This window comes from Planococcus sp. CAU13 (genome assembly GCF_000775575.1).
Lineage (GTDB): Bacteria > Bacillota > Bacilli > Bacillales_A > Planococcaceae > Planococcus.
This window is the reverse complement of sequence record NZ_JRGN01000125.1, coordinates 1-17,964: the sequence shown is the minus strand read 5'-3', so window position 1 is coordinate 17,964 and position 17,964 is coordinate 1. Positions and strand designations below refer to the sequence as shown.

Sequence of the window (17,964 nt, the reverse complement as noted above, 5' to 3'; positions counted from 1 at the left end):
TAGTCATAATTTTGCCTGTCACAGGGTCCATCTGAGGACTCCTAGAAAACGCATTTACATCTACACACTACTTCACCAACGCCACCTCAAAAAACTCCTTATACAACTCTTTTAAAATCTTCGTCTCATCCTGCTTTAACACACCGAACACCAGACTGACTTCGGACGATCCCTGGTTGATCATCTCGATATTGGTGCCAGTACGGGCAATGGCACTGGCGGCACGTGCCGCGAGGCCTTTTGTATTGTTCATGCCTTCGCCGACCAGGACGACCATGGAAAAATCGCTCCGGATGTGAACGTCATCAGCATGCAGTTCCGTTTTGATGCGCTGGATGATGCGCGCTTCCTTTTCGGGAGTCAGCTGGTGGCTGCGGATAATGACCGATAAATTGTCGATGCCGGATGGAATATGTTCATAGGAAATTTCTTCGTCTTCCAGAATCTGCAGCAGCTTGCGGCCGAAACCAATTTCCCGGTTCATCAGGTATTTGCTGACGTACAGCGTGGAAAATCCGCTGTCGGCTGAAATGCCGGTGACGGGACGCTTGTTGTGATCGCGCTCTGCCACTATCATCGTTCCCGGAGCGGAAGGGTGGTTCGTATTTTTGATGCAGACGGGAACGGACGCCTTGAAGGCAGGCATCAGCGCTTCGTCATGGAAAACGGCAAATCCTGCGTATGCGAGCTCACGCATTTCCCGGTACGTCATGGATTCAATTTCGACCGGATTTTGGATGATATGCGGGTTGGCCGCAAACACACAGTCGACGTCCGTGAAGTTTTCATACAGCTCTGCGTTTACAGCAGCCGCTAAAATGGAGCCTGTAATGTCAGAGCCGCCGCGTTCAAACGTACGTAGTGTGCCGTCTGCTGTGAAGCCGAAAAATCCGGGGAATACAAGGATTTTTTCATTGTTCCGTAGCGCACCAAGCCGCTCGTACGCTTCCGGCAGCGCCTGTGCCCGCTCCGGCAGATCATTCACGATCAGCCCGGCTTCGCGCGGATTCAAATACGCAGCGGGCAGACCAAAGGAAACGAAATAAGCAGCAATCAGCTTCGCCGAATTATCTTCGCCGCTTGCTTTGATCTGGTCCATATACAATTCCTCATTTGTTTGATCCTCAGCCAGACGGTCCAGCAAATCGAGCTTAATGGAATCAATAAAGGCAGGATCCAGATGGAGTCCTTCTGCAATCTCGGCATAGCGCGCCACAATCTGCTCAAGCTGCGCATCAGTGGGCTGGCCGGCAAGTGAGGTGTGGCCAAGTTCAATCAGCATGTCCGTGACTTTCACGTCCCCGGGAAAACGCTTGCCGGGAGCGGAGACGACGACAATCCGGCGACCGGGATCATTACGCACGATCGCCGCCACTTTTTTTATCTGCTGGGCACTGGCTACGGAAGTTCCGCCAAATTTACAAACCTTCATAAGATCAAGTCCTTTATTTTTTATTCACAGCTTAAGGGTTGTTTATCATTTGATATAATACTATAATGTCCTCATACATAAAACAAATGTATTTCTAGAGTGTACACAGCATAGGAGGAATCGTCAATGAAAAACGGCATATCAATCGGATTATTGGGATTTGGCACAGTGGGAAAAGGAGTCGCAGAAATTTTGCATCAGCACGAACAGGATCTGCGGCATAAACTGGGTGCCGAAGCCACAATCAAAAGGGTCCTGATCAAGGATAAACACAAAGAACGAATCACGACGCTCGACCCTTCTGTCTTTACGACCGATATAAATGAAATTTTGACTGATCCTTCATTGGACATCGTCGTTGAAGTGATGGGCGGCATTGAAGAAGCGCGGGCTGCGATTGAAAAAGCGCTGAAAGCAGGCAAGCAGGTGGTAACAGCCAATAAAGACGTGATGGCGGAATTTGGCCACGGGCTGATGGAACTGGCAGATGAACAGAAATGTGATCTGTTCTATGAAGCGAGTGTGGCAGGCGGCATTCCGATCATCCGCACGTTGCAGGACGGCCTGGCCTCTGACCGTATCACCAGTCTGATGGGAATTGTCAACGGCACGACGAATTTCATCCTGACGAAAATGAAGAAAGAGAATATGACCTACGAAGCTGCCTTGGCCGAAGCGACACGTCTCGGCTATGCGGAAGCCGATCCATCAGCGGATGTTGATGGTCTGGATGCTGCACGGAAAATGGTCATTCTGTCGTCACTTGCCTATTCAACGGTCGTTGATCTCGGGGACGTGCGGGTGCGCGGCATGAAAGAGATTCGTGATGGCGATCTGGAACTTGCAGCGCAATTCGGCTACACGATGAAGATGCTCGGGTCGTCGAAAAGTGACGACAGCGGCATTGAAGTGGCGGTGGAACCGGTTTTATTGGCAGATTCCCATCCGCTCGCATCAGTCAATAATGAATTCAACGCTGTATATATCCACGGCGATGCGGTCGGTGAAACCATGCTTTACGGGCCAGGCGCCGGTTCACTGCCGACAGCGACATCGGTCGTTTCGGATATCATGGCCGCCTGCCGCAATCTGCAGCTCGGGGTCAACGGCAAACGTGATCACGCCGCTCAGCATGAACGGGTCCTGAAACCGGATGCCGACTGCCATGCCAACTATTTCTATCGCGTGCTCGTAAAAGACGAAGTGGGAGTGCTGACCCGTGTGACGGCCGTCTTCAGCAATCAAGGCGCAAGCCTCCGGTCGGTCTTGCAGCATCCTGTCGAAACAGGTGGCAACGCGGAACTGATTTTATTGACCCATCGGATTTCACGGCAGCAGCATTTGGATGTGCTGCGGAATTTGGATGGAATGGCAGACGTCATCAGCCATTACCGCATGGAAGGGGAGGAATCGGCATGAGATGGCCTGGATTGATCGAACAGTATAAAGAGTGGCTGCCGGTGACGGAGAAGACGCCGGCGCTGACGTTGCAGGAAGGCAACACGCCGCTTGTGCATCTGGAGAAATTGTCCGCGGAGTGGGGCATCAATTTGTACGCGAAACTGGAAGGCGCCAATCCTACCGGTTCTTTCAAGGACCGCGGCATGGTGATGGCGGTGGCGAAAGCGAAAGAAGAAGGAAAAACGGTGCTGATCTGTGCATCCACCGGCAATACATCCGCGTCTGCTGCGGCTTACGGCGCGCGGGCAGGCATGCGGACAATCGTCGTCATTCCGGAAGGCCGCATCGCGCTCGGCAAATTGGCGCAGGCCAAAATGTACGGCGCCGAAATTCTGGAGATCAAAGGGAATTTTGACGAAGCGCTCCGGATGGTCCGTGAAGTGGGGCAGGAAGCGGGTATCGCGCTCGTGAACTCAGTCAATCCGTACCGCCTCGAAGGGCAGAAAACGATTGCGTTCGAAGTGATCGATCAGCTAGGCGCTGTGCCGGATGTGTTCGCGCTGCCGGTCGGCAATGCCGGCAATATCTCCGCTTCCTGGAAAGGGTTCAGTGAATATGCGGCGAAAACGGGGGCAAAACGGCCGGAGCTGCTCGGTGTGCAGGCGGCAGGAGCGGCACCGATTGTTTTAAATAAAGTCGTCGATAATCCCGAAACGGTAGCGACAGCCATCCGAATCGGCAATCCGGCGAGCTGGCAATTGGCGCTGGACGCATTGGCAGAGTCGGGTGGCAATATATTGGCAGTGACAGATGAAGAGATTCTGGAAGCGTATCAGTTGTTGGCGTCGATTGAAGGCGTGTTTGCGGAGCCGGCATCATGTGCTTCGATTGCAGGGATCAAAAAGCAGGTGGAAAACGGTCAGCTTGTCAGCGGCTCAACCGTCGTGGCGGTGTTGACCGGCAATGGCCTGAAAGATCCGGAAACGGCGATTTCCGTCAATGAACACAAAGCGCAGCTGGTGCCGGAAGACATGGAACGGTTCTGGGAAGAGTTAAAGAAAGAGGTGCAGGTATGAGTGTAAAAGCTTTTTCTGTAAAAGTGCCGGCGTCCACGGCCAATCTGGGACCGGGATTTGACTCGGTCGGGTTGGCGCTCGATCTTTATTTGACTGTACTTGTTTCGGGGGCGGAGGTTTCGGAATCGCCTGTGTCTTCGGTAGAGTATTTGACCGAGAGTTATCGTTCTTTGGATGGTGGGTCGGATAATTTGCTGTTGTCGACCATGCGATATGTTGGAGAGCGTTACGGACAGATTGTGCCACCGGTGAAACTCGAAGTGGAAACGGATATTCCGCTCGGCAGAGGACTCGGCAGCAGCGCATCCGCCATCGCGGCAGGCATCGAAATCGCGGATCGTCTGCTGGCGCTCGATTTATCGATGCAGGAGAAGCTTGTGATCGGCACGGAATTGGAAGGCCATCCGGATAATGTTTCGGCATCACTTCTCGGAGGATTGACGATTTCGTATTGGGACGGGGAAGAGCTTTTGGTCAGTCACGTTGCGGACGTGGACATTGCGGTCATTATACTGGTGCCGCCGGAAGAGTTTCTGACAACGGAGTCGAGGGGCTTATTGTCTGGGGGGTTGTCGCATGCTTCGGCTGCGCGCAGCAGTGCGGCGGCCAACGTCTTTTCAGCGGCAGTAGCGCGTGGTGAATGGAAAACGGCAGGCCGCATGATGGAAAAGGATGAGTTCCATGAGCCTTTTCGGAAGAGCAGATTTCCGGATTTTGATAAAATCCGTAAAGTTTGCCGGGAAGGCGGCGCCTATGGCACGGCAATCAGCGGGGCGGGGCCTTCTTTGTTTGTGGCGGTTGAACCGGGACGTGAAATTCGATTAGCGGCTGAGCTGGAGAGAAAGTTTCCTCATTATGAGTGTTTGGTGAGGGAAGTGGATTTGGGAGGGGTTAGGGTTTGTGAGGGAGTTAGTGGAAAGAGTGTGGGTTGAGTTTTTTTCGGCCCTGTGTAATAAAAAAACGATTATACAGACAAAATGCATGAAGAGTCCGGCTTGTACAGTAATGGAGCGGATTCTTCGTGCATTTTTATGTTCTGAAGCAAATAATCATAATTTTGCCTGTCACAGGGTCCAAGTGGGAACTTCTGGAAAAGAGGGGATTGGAAATCTGTTAGGAAAGAAAATTGTAATTCGCTTCTCTTGGAAGAAAACGTATAGCTTCACAAATATAGAGATAAAATAACAGGATAAAAAATATATGAATTTTTTAAATTTTCTGGTTATTATGGATTCTTATTATGATATACTAGCCTAAATTACATAAATATGTATATTAAGGAGTGGTAATTAAACGAAAAAACTATTAGCTTCGAGAGTTAAATGCACTGGTATAGGAATGCCGATTAACAGATGGATTTTCTGATTAGCCTGATAGGGGCCAAGCATGAATATTGGATGGCTTGGGCTGTAATTATGAGCCGGTCATTGTCCATGTCGATCGGAATTAAGATTTAGACTTTAATTCTATTGTTGAAAGAATAATTTTTTTAACTTGTTGTTATATTTCTATATTTATTAGGCTTTATTAAAAGGAAAAGTTGAGGAAGAAAATATGGAAGATGGTAATGGGATTATGATTAAAAGCAAAGAATTAATTTACTTATTATTTAGCTTAATTTTCGTTTTTTATCAACTTTTCAGCTTAAAAGAACTAAACATGGAATTTATAAGGTACTTACCGTTATTATTGTTAGTGATTGTGGGATTATTTTTTATAATGAAGAAGAGAACGATGGTATTTCAAAGATCAATGTTACTGATAATAATACCTGTTGTCTCAAATTTTTTAATACTGCCTTTTTTTAGTTTTAATATAGGAAATTACAACTTACTTATAGAAGTAACTAATATCATCCTGCAAATAATATTTCTGCTTGGCATTCTGATCGTAATAAGTTATGTAAATACTTTAGAGGATTTTTATAAACTTGTAAGGTATAGCTTAATTAGCCATTCAGTTATTTTAACAATATGTATTTTTCTTAACTTCAATCAGGTTTTAAATCCTGATAATTATATATGGTTAAGTTCTATTAGGCTGGATAGAGCAGATTACGGTTTTTACCACCCGAATACGGCCGGTATTTTTTTAATAACGGAAATTTTGTTGCTAACCATATATTATATTTACACCAATAAAATAAGAATTATTTTCTTTGCCTTGTTTTATTTACTATGTCTTATTCCTACTGGAAATCGAACTGCTATATTATGTCTTATCCTTTTCTTTTCAGTCTTCTTCTTTATTAAACTTGTGAATTTATTTGATAAGAAAGTAAGAGTATTTTATTTATTAATTATATTATCCAGTATGTTTTTAATTTTAGTGTATTTTGACTGGGATTATATTTGGGAAAATAGCAGTGACCGAGATTACTACTTTGTTAAGAACTTCGAATATATGATGGATCAAAATTTATTCTGGTTTGGAGTCGGTCCAATAAATCAAACTAGCTTACATGTGGTTAATTCAGATATCCTCATAACAGATAATTGGTATTTAGCTAACTTCATTCTTTATGGCATTTTTGGAACTGCAGTCTTTATAGTGACTTTATTTCTCATTATTAAACGTTATTTTAATTACACTTTCTTTAATAAGGGCAATAATCTATTGATTTGGGGGTTGTCATTCACTATAATTTTTATATTTTATAATCTCTTCGAAACTATTTTATATATCCCGGGAGTTACTATCAGCATGGTATTTTGGGTTTATGTACTTAGTATCTTAAATTTAAATATGAAAAAATGAATTTATTCAGTTACGTTAAAATTGACGAAAAGCACCAAGATCCGCAGGACGAACCAAAGCATGGGTTTGTCCTATTATTTTTTATAGCTAAGGCAAGGACTGGTTGATGAGTAATGAGAAAGGAAAAGAGACGTGAAATATTCTGAGATGACAGCATATAAAAGAACTTCATTAATACGCCTTTAATTTTTTAAATATTCTGTTTATTAAGGTTTATGGTTATGATATACTAGCCTAAATTACACCAGAAAGCTTTTAAAGGGGTGGTAAGTAATTGAAATAGTTTATCAGCTTCTTGAAAGAAGTACAATTATAAAGTGTTAACATCGCATAAAAAATCAGAAAATATAGAAAATTTAAACGAGGTAGCCAACTTATGGAGAATAATATGAAAAAAGCACTTATTACAGGAGTAACAGGACAGGATGGCTCTTTTTTGGCAGAATTTCTTTTAGAAAAAGGATACGAAGTACACGGAGTTATTCGCCGCAGTTCCTCTTACAATCAAGAACGACTGGAAACTGTAATGGGAAATGAGAATTTTAACCTTCATTATGGTGATGTAACGGATACATCAAATGTTATTCGATTAATAAACGAAATTAAACCCGAGGAAATTTATAATCTCGCAGCACAATCCCATGTTCGTGTGTCCTTTGACATGCCGGAGTACACACAAGATGTTGACGCTGCTGGAACATTAAAAATTTTGGAAGCGGTAAGAATACTTGGATTAACAGAAAAAACAAGAATCTATCAAGCATCCACCTCAGAATTGTATGGAAAAGTACAGGAAGTACCACAAACAGAAACAACCCCGTTTTATCCGCGTTCTCCATACGGAGTTGCAAAAATATACGGCTTTTGGATAACGAAAAACTATCGTGAATCTTATAATATGTTTGCTGTAAATGGCATATTGTTTAATCATGAATCAGAGCGTCGGGGGGAAACATTCGTTACACGTAAAATCACTTTGGCTGCCGCTCGGATTGCACAAGGAAAGCAGCGGAAACTTACTCTTGGAAATTTAGATTCGCTCCGCGACTGGGGATATGCTAAAGATTATGTGGAGTGTATGTGGTTAATGTTGCAGCATGATAAACCAGAAGATTTTGTAATTGCAACAGGAGAAATGCACACGGTTAGAGAGTTTGTGGAACTGGCATTTATCCATACGGATATTGAGATTGAGTGGAGTGGAACACGGATAGATGAGAAAGGTATTAATAAAGCTACAGGGGAAGTTATTATCGAAGTAGATCCTAAATTTTTTAGACCGGCTGAAGTCGAGCTGTTATTGGGTGATCCAACCAAAGCTAAAACTTTGCTTGGATGGAACCCTACTAGAACTTCTTTCAAAGAGCTGGTACAAATTATGATGGAAGCTGATATGGCAAAAGTCGCGAAGGAAGGAAATATCAAAAAAATGTTTGATTAGAGCTGTAAATCCACATATCGAACTATACATCATAAGTATACAAATTTATTTTGCAAAAGAGGCTCTAAGAAAATGAAAATATTAGTTAATGCAACTGCAAATAATTTAAGAGGGCCTTTTATAGTTACTAAAGCGTTTTTAGAAGAACTATATCTGAATGAAGAGTTCTTAAAAAAAGAGGATATCACTCTCCATGTATTAGTTTCTGATCTCTCTCTATTGAAATTTTCATGCGAAAGAATCAGTCTTGAATACATGACGTTCCCCAAAAAAAGCTTTTTTCATAAATACTACTTTGAAAGATTCTTGATATCAAAAATCATCAAGAAAAATCATTCTGAATTTTTCTTATCTCTGCAAAACTTAGGTATTTTCAATAAAGATATAAAGCAGTATGTAATGATTCAAACTTCTTTACCCATTTCCAATATTCAATTCAAAGAGTTAGATATTAAAAATTATTTTAAATATAAGGTTTTATTAAACTATATGTTTCGAAAAAATCTTTACAAATATGAAAAAATAATTGTGCAAACCAATTGGATGAAAGAAGAGGTAGTAAAAAGATACAGTGGCATAGACAAAGAAAAAGTCAGAGTTATAAATCCTCCAGCCAACGATGTTATTAATCAGACAAAAAAATTGCCACTTGGCATTGAAGAAAAAATCAATAGGGAGTTTTTTAATTTAATTTATATTACTAATAATGATAAATACAAAAATAATGATTTTCTGGTATCGACTATAATGCAATTTAATTTGAATTCTTCAAGGAAAGTAACTTTGTATTTATCTGTGGAAGGACAAGATAGTGATCATATAAAGTATCTGGGAAAAGTGCCTTATGAGTCGATGTATACCTTATATAAAAAAATGGATGCTTTAATTTTTCCGTCACTTACAGAAACCGTTGGCTTACCTTTGATTGAAGCGAAACTGGCTGATCTGCCTGGTATTATGGCTGACTTGCCTTATGCCAGAGAAATTTGGGGACAGGATGCCTTTTATTTTAATCCCAGGGACTGTAAATCTTTAGTAGAAACCCTCAAATTTTTTTTAAATGAAAAAGATAAAAGATCAGTTGAACCGCAATTATCGTACAAAGGTGAATCATATATGAGTTATATACAAACCATAATAGATGATAATAGGTGAAATAGGAGAATAAAAAATGAAAAAGAAAAAAATAGTTTTTGTAATAAATTATTTTTATCCGGATTTGGCATCAACTGGGCAATTGATGACAGACTTATGTCTTCACTTGCAAAGCAAATATGATATTACAGTGGTTGCTACTCAACCTCATTATGCAAATCAAACTGTAGAAAGCATTGTAAGGTTCGAAACGGAGTATTTAGAAAGGATTAAAGTGGTCAGAATAAAAATGCCCAATGTCATTAAGGAATCAAAAATTAGTAGAATCAAGTATATTACATCTTATTTCCTGTTAGCTAATATAGCTCTATTGAAAGAAAAAAACACTGATATCATTTATACAATTTCACAGCCTCCTGTTTTAGGCGGATTGATAGGAACTATTGGAAAGGTCTTAAAAAATTCAAAGCATGTTTATAATATTCAGGACTTCAATCCCGAACAAGCGATTGCTATAAATTATGCAAAATCAAAAATTGTCACTAAAATCGCTAAAAAAATCGATATGATAAATTGCAGCTTTTCAGATTGTATAGTTCTAGTGGGAAGTGATATGAAAAACACACTTGAAACCAGGTTTGCTGACAAGAAAGTACCAAACAATATTGTGATTAATAATTGGACAGATGAAGAAAATTTACGGCCATTGTCCAAAACACATGATGGAGTAACCCGATTTTTGGAAAAGTATAAACTGGAAGACAAATTCATAATTATGTATTCAGGAAATATAGGGCTCTATTATGACCTGGAAAATATAATTCAAGTCATTTTGAAGTTCAAAAATATTAGAAATCTGGCATTTGTATTTATTGGAGACGGAGCTACTAAAAAGCAATTGGAAGAATTTAAAATCAAGAATAATATGGAAAACGTTTATTTTCTTCCTTACCAAGATAAAGAAGAAATAAAATACTCATTTAATGCTGCAAATGTCCATTTAGTTGTAAATCAAAAAGGGATTAAGGGCGTTTCAGTCCCAAGTAAAATATATGGGGTTATGGCAGCGGGTAAACCAATTATTGGTGTTTTAGAAAAGGGCAGTGAAGCTGCAGAGATTATAAGTGCAAGTGATTGTGGAATATTAGTTGAACCGAAAGAATATGAAGAAATTTTTGGAGCTATAAAAATGATGATTGAGGAAAGTGCTGAAGACCTGGAATCGATGGGATTAAAAGGGAGAGAATATCTGGATCTCCATTTTAAGAAAGTGTCATCCTTAGAGAAGTATGAAAGATTATTTGAAGTTTTATGAGACTCAATCAAAATTCAAGCTAGGAGTAATAAAATTTATGAGAATAGGCATTGTCACAAACACGAAAGCCCCTTATAGAAATATACAGTGGGAAACAATTGCTCAAAAGTATTCTTTAAGAGTCTATTACACTGCTAAAAATGTAAAAGGAAGAAAATGGGACGTTCCTGATCTAAAAGGAATTCCCGAAATTAATTTACCTGTGATTATAGAGTTTGGAAAATATGGTTTTTTAAATAAAGGACTCTTGAGTGTTGTTAAAGAAAATGAAAGTTTATTAATTGGAGGTTATGAACAGCCAACATACATTCTTCTAAGTTTGCTTTGTCGACTATATAAAAAGCCTTATTATATACTCCATGATGGAATTTCTCCGAAAAAAATTCCTTTAAGAGAAAGGAAGATTAAGTTTTTATTGAAAAAAATTGTAATTCAAGGAGCAAAAGGCTTTTTTACTAATGGTACTGTGGGAAAAAAATATTTTATGGAAAAGTTTGATGTAAAAGAAAATAAGATATTCAACCAATTTCTATCTGTTGATAATTCTTCTATTATGATGCTGAAAGATAATCAGGAAGTACATAAACAAAGGCTGAGGGCCAAATATAATATTACTGAAGGAAAGAAAGTAATAATCTTTAGTGGAAGATTAGTGAAAACTAAAAATGTGGATGACATCATTAAATCCATTGGCATATTAAAAACCAAAAATGAGTATTTGTTGCTAGTCATAGGAGATGGAGAAGAAAAAGGATATCTTGAATCTTTAGCGAGAGTTCATAAAGTGGAAATGGTGATTACAGGTTTCATAGAAAACCAATTGGAATTATTTCGTCACTACTACTTAGGCAAGGTTCTTATCTTACCCTCAAGTAATGAAGTTTGGGGATTAGTAGTAAATGAAGGGATGGCAGCAGGCTTACCAGTCATTGTTTCGAATGAGTGTGGATGTTCAGAAGATCTAGTAAAAGAAAATATAAATGGTTTCATTGTAAACACACATGATGTAAAGGGCTTAGCAGAAAAAATTCATCTATTAGATGTTAATAATAACTATACAGAATTCGGTGAAAATTCTTTAAAGATTATAAGTAAGTGGAGCGTTAATCAATCGGCAGAAAGTTTTTCTGAAATGATGGCAAGTTTTTAAAGTAATTAAAGAAGAAATATTGGAACTGAGGTGAAGGGGAGACTATGGCAAAAAAAATTTCGTTCTATATAGTACTTAATTTAGTAAATAGTTTTTTAAAAGGCCATCATTTTTTCAGATTAAAAAATATTTTTTTGAAATTTATAGGACTGGATATTGGAGAAAATTCAAAAATTGTAGGACCTATTAATATAAGTTATGTAAATAAAGTGGTAATTGGCAAAAATACCTGGATAGGAAAAAATTTTACTATTGACGGAAATGGCTCAGTAGTAATAGGTGATAATTGCGACATAGCTCCAAATTTAATTATTAACACTGGGGGCCATGAAATTGGTGATGTGGAGAGGCGAGCAGGAAAAGGGTTGGTAAACCATACCACTATTAATAATGGTACTTGGATCGGTACTAATGTGGTAATAGTGAACGGGGCAGAAATAGCTCAATCCGCTGTTGTTGCAGCCGGGTCTGTAGTTATTAATAATGTGAAAAAAAATACTTTGGTTGCTGGAGTTCCGGCAGTAACAAAAAGAATATTGAGCTGATGGTAAAAATAAAAGTACAAAAAGCAATGAAAAATACTATTATTAAAAACATTTTCGGACTTGGCATCTACAGAATCTTAGGAGTCATAACCAACTTTCTTTTGCTGGGTATTATATACAGATACTTGCCTAATGAAGAAACATATGGAATATGGTTAACTGTTTTTTCAATTTTATCATGGTTAGCTTTGTTCGACTTTGGCATGGGAAACAGCTTAAGAAACAAATTAACAGAGGCCTTAAGCAACGAGAACTATGAACTGGCTAAAAAGTACATCAGTACTACCTATATTATCATGATAATTCCATCATTTTTGATGTTAATACTTGCTTTTGTTTTTGTAGAAATCATCGAGTGGAAGAGCCTTTTTAATATACAGGAAACTGCAATAACTGAATATTATTTAAAAGTATTTATTTTAACGGTCGCCCTGCTATATATAGTTAATTTTTATTTATCCATACTCTTTGCATTATTGCATGCCACTTACAAATCATATCTTATCTCAGCAATGCAGTTATTAATAAACGTAATAAATATTATATTGGTATTAATGTTGTATTTTATTGATATTGACAGCTTATTAATATTAGGAATAACATACCTCGGTTCATCCATAATTGTGAGTGGTGTAATGTCTCTGTTTGTCTTTAATTCCAATAAACAAGTATTGAAACCACAAATTAATTTTTTCCAGAAATCTCTTTTGAATGATATTTTAAATTTCGGCTTAAAGTTTCTTGTGTTACAGATGGCCATTATTGTTTTGTTTAATACCGATAATCTATTGATCAGTAAATTTATAAGTGTAAAAGAAGTTACGCCATACCAACTGATATATAAATTACTAAGTATCTTCACCATAATATTAAGTATTATTTTAACGCCAATATGGACATTGATAATAAACTATAATACACAACAGGAATTCAAGAAAATAAGAGAAGTCTTTCGCAAGCTTTTTATAATATATGGAATCCTAATGTTTGGAGTTATAATTATCGGATTAATATCTCCCCACATTATTAAAATTTGGATCGGAGAAGAAATATTTATACACCCTAATTTGATTTTGTCAATCATTATTTTTACTGCTATGCACATGTGGTGCAACATCTTCCAAGCTATTTTAAACGGTATGAACAAGCTGAACGTACAAATGTATTCATACGGAATAGCAACGATTATAAATATCCCTATTTCCATCTATTTGGTACTGAATACAGGGATGGGAGTAACGGGAATAGTGATTGGAACTATCATTTCGCTCTCTTTTCCAAGCATAATTTTACCATGGTATACACTTAGAAATTTCAGAAGCAATGAATAATATTTGATAACCGCAAAATTAAAATTGAATTCTTATTATTGCTTTTATGGCGGGAGTGTATCCAATGGTATTTAACAGAAGTTTGGTTATAGGTTCATTGTCGTTTTTTTCTCTAACTATGTTTCTTTTATTGTTCTCAGGATTTGTATACGAAACTTTAGTTCTTTTAATAGTGCTTATAGGAAGCGTCTTTTTTATGGCGATAAGAAAGGATCTCAGAATCAGTAAATACGATTCTCTTTTGCCAGTGGAAGAGGAAAAGACTTCAAAAGAAAAGTTTGGAATAGCCAGATTATTCTATTATGTGGCTACTTTCTTGATTCCTATGTTAATACTGAGACCCATAGCAGGCATAACATTATCAGACATTTTGTACTTTCTTGCTATTGGTACGGCTGTGGGCATTATATTGTTTCAAAAGAAAATGGTTTATATTAATTTTAATGTATGGTTAATAGTTGGTATAATGCTCTTCATACTTGGGGCACTTTTGTCCTCATTTGGAGCCGGCTCTCCCATCTTGTCACTGACTAAAGCAGCAAGATTTCCATTTATAGTATTAATCTGGTTTTGGCTGAGTATCATTTTGTTGAAAAATGAACAATATGTGTATACCGCGTTTAAATTTTGGATAGCATCCATAGCATTCAATGGGTTTATCGCAACATTACAATTGAAATTTGACATACCCTATGCAGTTGTACAATACGGAAGGATGACGGCATTCACAGGTAATATGAGTGATTTAGGAGCCATTACAAGTATTGCCTGGATTCCAGCACTGATACTGGCGACTAACAGTAGATTAAAATATTCTCTTTTGGGATATCTTGCGCTAATTTTTATAGGGTTAGGAGTTTTGTTATCGGGTTCTGTTTCCGGTCTTATAACAGTCGCTGCAGGCACATTAATATGGTTAGCGATAGGTCGTCCTAGTATAAAGCTATTAATACTAGGCGCAGTATTATCCGTAATAGTAATATCGGTAATTAATATTCAAGAAAAAGAAGGACTTGCAACACCATTTAACCGGATTGAAACTGCAACTTCCTTGGATGCAACTAATCCCGATTCTACGATGATGAGCCGATTACTAACTTATCAAGCAGGAATGTCTGAAATTGCAAACAACCCTGTTGTCGGCGTTGGTTTTGACGGCAAGGAAACTGAAACCGGCTTTGAAGTTCATAACATTTTTCTGGGGGCTCTTTATCAGGGAGGAATCTTTTCATTTCTCGGGATGATAATTATATGTATGACTATTTTAAAAATTGGTTATTGTAATGTAAAGAATTCACATACTAAATTGATTTTTAACCTTTCTTTAGCAGTGTTTATTTCTTTCATTTGCATGTTAGTGTTTGGCATGACGGGACAATTCCTGTATCAAAGATATGCTTGGATTCCGGCAGCCTTATTGTTAGCCCTCTACAATATTATGGAGAATAAAAAAGCCGATTTATCATAAGGCAAGCCTGTCAAAGATAGTTGAGAATTTCTATCCTGTGTAAAAAAATTTTCGTTATACAGAAAAATTCATGAAGAGTCCCATAAGTCCAGCAATGGATCGGATTTTGAGAGATAGGAGAAAAATCAAATCAAAAAGTCCAAAAGCAAATTAGCTTTTGGACTTTTGTTCTTTCTTAAAACAACCCAACCGCCCGGCCATCTTCTCCAACATCCATCTTCAATGCCGCCGGCTGTTTAGGCAGTCCCGGCATTGTCATGATGTCACCTGTCAGGCACACCAAAAATCCAGCGCCGAGTTTAGGCAAGATCTCCCGGATAGTGACAGTAAAACCTTCCGGACGTCCCAGAAGTTTCGGCTGATTGGATAACGAGTACTGCGTTTTCGCCATGCAGATCGGCAAGGCATCCCAGCCGTATTTCTTTATTTCAACGAGCTGCTTCTGCGCAAGGTCCGTTAATTGGACATTTGCACCGCCGTATACCTTCTGCACGATCGTGCGCAGTTTTTCCTCGACTGAATCGGTTTCTTCATACAGATGAGCGAAATTCTTAGGGCGCCCCAGTTCCTGTTTCACCAGATTCGCCAATTCGAGGCCGCCGGCGCCGCCTTGCTCCCAGACATTAGTCAAGGCAATCGCAACGCCAGCTGCTTCCGCCCACGTCATTATCTCTGCAATTTCCTCTTCACTGTCCGTTACAAACCGGTTCAGCGCCACCACCGGCTCGATGCCGAACTGGCGGATCGTCTCCGCATGTTTCTCGAGATTGACAATGCCTCTTCTGACCGCATCGTGATCCGCCTCGGCGAGCATGTTTTTCTCGACTCCGCCGTGCATCTTGAGCGCCCGCAACGTCACGACAATGACCACCGCATCCGGATGGAAGCCGCCTTTGCGCGATTTGATGTGCATAAACTTCTCGGCACCCAGATCCGCGCCGAATCCTGCTTCGGTCACCACGATGTCTGCAAGCCGTCTAGCTGTATTCGTCGCCATCAGCGAGTTGCAGCCGTGCGCGATATTCGCAAACGGCCCTCCGTGGATGATCGCCGGTGTGCCTTCGATTGTCTGCACCAAATTCGGTTTGAAAGCCTCTTTCAGCAATAAAGTCAGAGCCCCTTCAACGCCAAGATCCCGCACCGTAATCGGCAGCCGGTCATACGTATAGCCGATGACCATCTGAGCGAGCCGTTCCCGCAAATCATCCAGAGAAGTGGCCAGGCACAGTACCGCCATAATTTCGGAAGCCACCGTGATATCGAACCCATCCTGTCTTGGAATCCCTTGTCCCGGTCCGCCGAGGCCGATCGTCACCTGTCTTAGCGCGCGGTCATTCATATCAAGTGCACGTTTCCACGTGATTCTCCGGGGATCGATGTTGAGCGTGTTGCCTTGATGCAGGTGATTATCAATAAAAGCCGCCAGCGCGTTATTCGCGGAAGTGATGGCATGGATATCGCCGGTAAAATGCAGGTTGATGTCTTCCATCGGCAGCACCTGTGCAAATCCGCCGCCGGTAGCGCCGCCTTTGACGCCCATGACCGGGCCGAGTGAAGGTTCACGCAATGCCACCATGACGGATTCGTTCAGTTGATTGAATGCATCGGCGAGCCCAACCGTTACTGTCGATTTCCCTTCGCCGGCAGGAGTCGGGCTGATCGCCGTTACCAGAACCACTTTCCCGAGGGCAGTAGTAGGAGGAAGAGAGTTGACGTCAATTTTCGCCTTGTATTTCCCGTATAATTCGAGCGCCTCTTCCGGAATTCCGGCTTTTTCAGCGATATTCTGTATAGGTAAAATCTTCGCTTCCGCAGCAATTGATAGATCTGTGAATGTCATTCATTTCCCCACTTTCGGATTTTCTTCTATTATAACCTGATGGGGAAGTGGAATAGAATAAAAGCGGCTTTTTCGTCGTGACCCTGTGTCAGATTTGAAACGGTTATACAACAAAAATGCATAAAGAATTCGGCACAACCAGCAAAGGAGCAGATTCTTTTTGCATTTTTATGTTGCAGAGAAAATAGTTATAATTTTTTATGACACAGGGTCTGATATAGATTTTAAACATCACTCTCATTCTCCCTCAAAAAGCTCCAAAGACTCGCCGGTATCGAGGAAAGTATCGGTAGTCTCCCAATTGTATTGGAGTATTGCCCGTTTAATCGCCTGGACCGTTTTATAATCCCGGGAATCATATGGAATTGTAAGTGATGCATCACCGTCTGAAAAAGTATAGAAGAGCACCCGGGAAGTGTTTTCTTCGACCGTCCGCTTCACTTCTTTAACTTGATCCCATAAGATGCGCTCTTCAGTAAACGACCACAACGGATTTACCTGTACACCGTCTTCATCCAGATAAGCATAATGGAAAACAGCGAGCACGAAAGCAGGGACAGCGAGCAGAAAGAAAAACACGTGCAGGCCGGCCAGTTTGTATTCCTTGCCTTTCTTTTCCGCATACATTTTTGTGAACAATAAAGAGAAGAGAACAAGGCTGATCCATACCATGCCAATCGCAAATCCTTGATAGGCGGCTTGCGGACGGATAAAAGTCCAATGGTCGTGTGAAAAGAACAGCATGTCCTGGATAAACATGATTGCCGCGGCCGGGACGATGGCAGCGGATAGAAGTAAAATCAAGCCGCTGGTCAAAATATAAGGCAGCAGTGTATCGGAGTCGGCATTGCGTAAAAACTTCATCTCATCAACCTCACAAACACAGCGATATAGTAGAGAAATCAGGATTCGTAGTTTTTTGTTCAGAATAGTCTGTCCTGTAATTGTATCATTGATGGGCATTAGTTGACCCATTAGTTGACCCTGTGTCAAAAAAATTCTGCTTATACAGTAAAAACGCATGAAGAATCCATCACTTCCAGCAATGGAACGGATCCTTCATGCATTTTTATGTTCTGAAGCAAATAGTCATAATTTTGCCTGTCACAGGGT

14 protein-coding genes are annotated in these 17,964 nt (G+C 40.2%); 11 read left to right on the top strand and 3 right to left on the bottom strand.

Annotation, left to right across the window (positions count from 1 at the left end):
* Positions 1-67: 67 nt before the first annotated feature.
* Complete coding sequence (locus KW93_RS05400) at positions 68-1,432, bottom strand: aspartate kinase (protein WP_033541960.1); 1,365 nt, start codon at positions 1,430-1,432, stop codon at positions 68-70.
* A 126-nt stretch (positions 1,433-1,558) separates the two neighbouring features.
* On the opposite strand from KW93_RS05400, the gene KW93_RS05395 reads away from it, so the two are divergent.
* The 11 genes from KW93_RS05395 (at position 1,559) to KW93_RS05345 (ending at position 15,011) form a co-directional block, all read left to right on the top strand.
* Complete coding sequence (locus KW93_RS05395) at positions 1,559-2,851, top strand: homoserine dehydrogenase (RefSeq protein ID WP_033541959.1); 1,293 nt, start codon at positions 1,559-1,561, stop codon at positions 2,849-2,851.
* Positions 2,848-3,909 (top strand): threonine synthase, encoded by a 1,062-nt coding sequence (thrC, locus tag KW93_RS05390; RefSeq protein WP_033541958.1) that lies wholly within the window; start codon positions 2,848-2,850, stop codon positions 3,907-3,909. Before KW93_RS05395 ends, thrC begins: the two co-directional genes overlap by 4 nt.
* On the top strand, positions 3,906-4,841 hold the full coding sequence (gene thrB, locus KW93_RS05385; protein WP_033541957.1) for a homoserine kinase: 936 nt from the start codon (positions 3,906-3,908) through the stop codon (positions 4,839-4,841). Before thrC ends, thrB begins: the two co-directional genes overlap by 4 nt.
* Before the next feature lie 622 nt (positions 4,842-5,463).
* Positions 5,464-6,666, top strand: a complete 1,203-nt coding sequence (locus KW93_RS05380) for an O-antigen ligase family protein (protein ID WP_033541956.1) — start codon at positions 5,464-5,466, stop codon at positions 6,664-6,666.
* Positions 6,667-7,054: 388 nt separating this feature from the next.
* Positions 7,055-8,107 carry a GDP-mannose 4,6-dehydratase gene (gmd, locus tag KW93_RS05375; protein ID WP_033541962.1) on the top strand — a complete coding sequence of 351 codons (1,053 nt, stop codon included), beginning with the start codon at positions 7,055-7,057 and terminating at the stop codon, positions 8,105-8,107.
* Between the two features lie 72 nt (positions 8,108-8,179).
* On the top strand, positions 8,180-9,262 hold the full coding sequence (locus KW93_RS05370; RefSeq protein ID WP_033541955.1) for a glycosyltransferase: 1,083 nt from the start codon (positions 8,180-8,182) through the stop codon (positions 9,260-9,262).
* Positions 9,263-9,278: 16 nt separating this feature from the next.
* The gene (locus KW93_RS05365) at positions 9,279-10,517 is read left to right on the top strand and encodes a glycosyltransferase family 4 protein (RefSeq protein ID WP_033541954.1); all 1,239 of its coding nucleotides are present in this window, start codon (positions 9,279-9,281) and stop codon (positions 10,515-10,517) included.
* Positions 10,518-10,554: 37 nt separating this feature from the next.
* Entirely contained in the window at positions 10,555-11,667 is a 1,113-nt protein-coding gene (locus tag KW93_RS05360) for a glycosyltransferase family 4 protein (protein WP_033541953.1), read from the top strand.
* A gap of 44 nt (positions 11,668-11,711) precedes the next feature.
* Positions 11,712-12,212, top strand: coding sequence for an acyltransferase (locus KW93_RS05355; RefSeq protein WP_033541952.1), 501 nt, complete (start codon positions 11,712-11,714; stop codon positions 12,210-12,212).
* Positions 12,212-13,543: a lipopolysaccharide biosynthesis protein gene (locus KW93_RS05350; RefSeq protein ID WP_033541951.1), complete on the top strand. Its 1,332-nt coding sequence runs from the start codon at positions 12,212-12,214 to the stop codon at positions 13,541-13,543. The genes KW93_RS05355 and KW93_RS05350 overlap by 1 nt, the downstream gene beginning before the upstream one ends.
* Before the next feature lie 64 nt (positions 13,544-13,607).
* Entirely contained in the window at positions 13,608-15,011 is a 1,404-nt protein-coding gene (locus KW93_RS05345) for an O-antigen ligase family protein (protein ID WP_033541950.1), read from the top strand.
* Positions 15,012-15,186: 175 nt separating this feature from the next.
* Here KW93_RS05345 and KW93_RS05340 read toward each other — a convergent pair whose 3' ends face one another.
* The gene (locus tag KW93_RS05340; protein WP_033541949.1) at positions 15,187-16,851 is read right to left on the bottom strand and encodes a formate--tetrahydrofolate ligase; all 1,665 of its coding nucleotides are present in this window, start codon (positions 16,849-16,851) and stop codon (positions 15,187-15,189) included.
* A gap of 237 nt (positions 16,852-17,088) precedes the next feature.
* Positions 17,089-17,715: a hypothetical protein gene (locus KW93_RS05335; protein ID WP_052131474.1), complete on the bottom strand. Its 627-nt coding sequence runs from the start codon at positions 17,713-17,715 to the stop codon at positions 17,089-17,091.
* Positions 17,716-17,964 lie beyond the last annotated feature (249 nt).

Bases quoted from the DNA above. Each gene is read 5' to 3' on its own strand.
- gmd (WP_033541962.1), top strand. From the start codon at position 7,055: ATGAAAAAAGCACTTATTACAGGAGTAACAGGACAGGATGGCTCTTTT.
- KW93_RS05400 (WP_033541960.1), bottom strand. From the start codon at position 1,432: ATGAAGGTTTGTAAATTTGGCGGAACTTCCGTAGCCAGTGCCCAGCAG.
- KW93_RS05335 (WP_052131474.1), bottom strand. From the start codon at position 17,715: ATGAAGTTTTTACGCAATGCCGACTCCGATACACTGCTGCCTTATATT.
- KW93_RS05340 (WP_033541949.1), bottom strand. From the start codon at position 16,851: ATGACATTCACAGATCTATCAATTGCTGCGGAAGCGAAGATTTTACCT.
- thrB (WP_033541957.1), top strand. From the start codon at position 3,906: ATGAGTGTAAAAGCTTTTTCTGTAAAAGTGCCGGCGTCCACGGCCAAT.
- KW93_RS05355 (WP_033541952.1), top strand. From the start codon at position 11,712: ATGGCAAAAAAAATTTCGTTCTATATAGTACTTAATTTAGTAAATAGT.
- KW93_RS05360 (WP_033541953.1), top strand. From the start codon at position 10,555: ATGAGAATAGGCATTGTCACAAACACGAAAGCCCCTTATAGAAATATA.
- KW93_RS05395 (WP_033541959.1), top strand. From the start codon at position 1,559: ATGAAAAACGGCATATCAATCGGATTATTGGGATTTGGCACAGTGGGA.
- KW93_RS05345 (WP_033541950.1), top strand. From the start codon at position 13,608: ATGGTATTTAACAGAAGTTTGGTTATAGGTTCATTGTCGTTTTTTTCT.
- KW93_RS05365 (WP_033541954.1), top strand. From the start codon at position 9,279: ATGAAAAAGAAAAAAATAGTTTTTGTAATAAATTATTTTTATCCGGAT.
- KW93_RS05350 (WP_033541951.1), top strand. From the start codon at position 12,212: ATGGTAAAAATAAAAGTACAAAAAGCAATGAAAAATACTATTATTAAA.
- thrC (WP_033541958.1), top strand. From the start codon at position 2,848: ATGAGATGGCCTGGATTGATCGAACAGTATAAAGAGTGGCTGCCGGTG.
- KW93_RS05380 (WP_033541956.1), top strand. From the start codon at position 5,464: ATGGAAGATGGTAATGGGATTATGATTAAAAGCAAAGAATTAATTTAC.
- KW93_RS05370 (WP_033541955.1), top strand. From the start codon at position 8,180: ATGAAAATATTAGTTAATGCAACTGCAAATAATTTAAGAGGGCCTTTT.